The organism is Mesorhizobium sp. M2A.F.Ca.ET.067.02.1.1 (genome assembly GCF_004023285.1).
Lineage (GTDB): Bacteria > Pseudomonadota > Alphaproteobacteria > Rhizobiales > Rhizobiaceae > Mesorhizobium.
Genome location: NZ_RZSB01000795.1, coordinates 1 through 2,661 on the forward strand (window position 1 = coordinate 1; position 2,661 = coordinate 2,661).

Below are 2,661 nucleotides of genomic sequence, written 5' to 3' on the forward strand. Positions count from 1 at the left end.
AGGGCCAGGACAATCGCATCCGGCAGCGCTGCCCCCTCTCCGCCCGCTACGCGGACACCTCTCCCCCATTTCATGGGGGCGAGGAAACGCCAACCGCCGACGTCGCGACCTTGAAAAGCCTGGGTTCCTCGCCCCCGCAAAGCGGGGGAGAGGAGATAGGTCGCGTTCCTTCGCGCCCCCCTCTGTCCTGCCGGACATCTCCCCCACTTGGGGGGAGATTGGCAGCTTCGGCCACCGCGCCTCACTTGCAAGGTCGGAGATTAGCGAAGGCCGCAATGACAGCTGATCTCCCCCCTTGTGGGGGAGATGTCCGGCAGGACAGAGGGGGGCGCGACAGAACGCCGACATGCGTGTTTGAGCCCCCATCAAAACCTCGGAATATCCGGAAACGCCACCTGCCCGCGATGCACATGCATCCTTCCCAGCTCCGCGCAGCGGCGCAGTTGCGGAAACACTTTTCCCGGATTGAGCAGGTGGTTGGGATCGAAGGCGCATTTGACGCGCATTTGCTGGTCGAGGTCGATTTGGTTGAACATTTCCGGCATCAGGTCGCGCTTCTCGACGCCGACGCCGTGCTCGCCGGTCAAGACGCCGCCAACCTCGACGCAAAGCCGCAATATGTCGGCGCCGAAGCTTTCGGCCTTGTCGAGCTCGCCCGGCACATTGGCGTCGTAGAGGATCAACGGATGCAGATTGCCGTCGCCGGCGTGGAAAACATTGGCAACGCCGAGGCCGTATTTCTCGGAGAGATCGCGCATGCCGGCCAGCACGCGCGGCAGTTCCTTGCGCGGGATGGTGCCGTCCATGCAGTAATAGTCGGGCGAGATGCGGCCGACGGCCGGGAAGGCCGCCTTGCGGCCGGCCCAGAAGCTCAGCCGCTCCTGCTCGGACTGCGAGATGCGACAGGTGGTCGAGCCGTTGCGATAGGCGATCGCCTCGACGAGGCCGATCAAATGGTCGACCTCCACACTCGGCCCGTCGAGCTCGACGATGAGCAGCGCCTCGACGTCGAGCGGATAGCCGGCATGGACGAAATCTTCCGCAGCGTGGATTGCCGGGCGGTCCATCATCTCCATGCCGCCCGGGATGATGCCGGCGCCGATGATGTCGGCGACGCATTGGCCGCCCTCTTCGCTGGTCGGAAAGCCGATCAGCAGCGCGCGCGCCGTCTCCGGCTTCTTCAGGATCCGCACCGTGACCTCGGTGACGACGCCGAGCAGGCCTTCGGAGCCGGTCATGACGCCGAGTAGGTCGTAGCCTTCCTGATCGAGATGACTGCCGCCGAGCCTAACCACCTCGCCGTTCATCAGCACCATCTCGATGCCCAGCACATTGTTGGCGGTGAGCCCGTATTTCAGGCAGTGCACGCCGCCGGAATTTTCCGCGACATTGCCGCCGATCGAGCAGGCGATCTGGGAGGATGGATCGGGGGCATAGTAGAAGCCCTCCTGCTCGACGGCGGTGGTGATGCCGAGATTGGTGACGCCCGGCTGAGCGACCACAATGCGGTTGGGGTAGTCGATTTGAAGGATGCGGTTGAAGCGGCTCATCACCAGCAGCACCGCATCTTCCAGCGGCAGCGCGCCGCCGGACAGCGAAGTGCCGGAACCGCGCGGCACGACGCGGATGTTGCGCTCGTTGCAGTATTTGAGAACCCGCGAGACCTGAGCCACCGTTTCCGGCAGCACGACGACCAGCGGCAACTGCCGGTAGGCGGTCAGGCCGTCGCTTTCGAAGGCGCGCATTTTATTGGCCGCGTCGACGACGCCCTCGCCCGGCACGATGATGCGCATGTCGGCGACGATCTCGGCGCGCCGACGCAGCGTTTCGGCATCTGGCTTGGGCATGGCTAGGCCGGACATCGGTTATCTATCCCGCTTGACTGGTCAAAATCTTTTACCAGCTTGACCGTTTTGTTGCAAACGCTGCTTTGGTCAAATATGGCGGCGACCGTAATGCCCAGCTTCCGCAGCGGCAATCTGCCGCTGCTTCCTCGCATCGAGGGGAAGATTACTCGCCCGGATGCTTCGCCGGCTCGGAATGCATCTTGCGCACCCGACGCACGCCCCACCAGACCAGCAGGATGGCGACGGGGACGGAGGCGGCGGTGACGACTTCTGGCGCGAAGGCATGGCCGAAGATCGAGGCGCCCTTGGCTACATAGCCGATAAGGCCGACGACGTAGTATGACACGGCGGCCACGGACAGGCCTTCGACAGTTTGCTGCAGGCGCAGCTGCAGCCGGGCCCGGTTGTTCATCGATGCCAGCAGGTCGCGGTTCTGCTTCTCGACTTCGACGTCGACCCAGGTGCGCAGCAGCGTGGTGGCGCGGGTGAGTTTTCGCGACAGGTTGGCCTGGCGTTCTTCGACCGAGCGGCAGGTGCGCATTGCCGGCGCCATGCGCCGCAGGAGGAAGCCAGCCCAGGTGTCAAAACCCTGCACCGGTTCTTCATCCAGCGCCTCCAGCCTTTCGGTGACGATGCCGTCATAGGCGCGGCTGGCGCCGAAGCGGTAGAGGCTGGACGCGGCGTCGGCCTCGAGCTCGGCGGCGAGCTCGGTGAGGTCGGCGAGCAATGTCTGGCTGTCACGGGTTTCGACGGCCTTCATTTCCAGCGTGGTCTGCGCCAGGCGGTCCTCAATGCGGCGGGCGCGGCCGGACAG

The 2,661-nt window shown here is 64.7% G+C and carries 2 protein-coding genes; both read right to left on the bottom strand.

What is annotated here, in order from left to right:
* Positions 1 to 365 precede the first annotated feature (365 nt).
* A complete protein-coding gene (locus EOA28_RS31895) occupies positions 366 to 1,862 on the bottom strand; it encodes an FAD-linked oxidase C-terminal domain-containing protein (RefSeq protein WP_127250075.1) in 1,497 nt (498 codons plus the stop codon).
* Positions 1,863 to 2,010: 148 nt separating this feature from the next.
* A partial coding sequence (locus EOA28_RS31900; RefSeq protein ID WP_128315663.1) for a DUF3422 family protein occupies positions 2,011 to 2,661 on the bottom strand: 651 nt, incomplete at its 5' end.

Bases quoted from the DNA above. Each gene is read 5' to 3' on its own strand.
- EOA28_RS31895 (WP_127250075.1), bottom strand. From the start codon at position 1,862: ATGTCCGGCCTAGCCATGCCCAAGCCAGATGCCGAAACGCTGCGTCGG.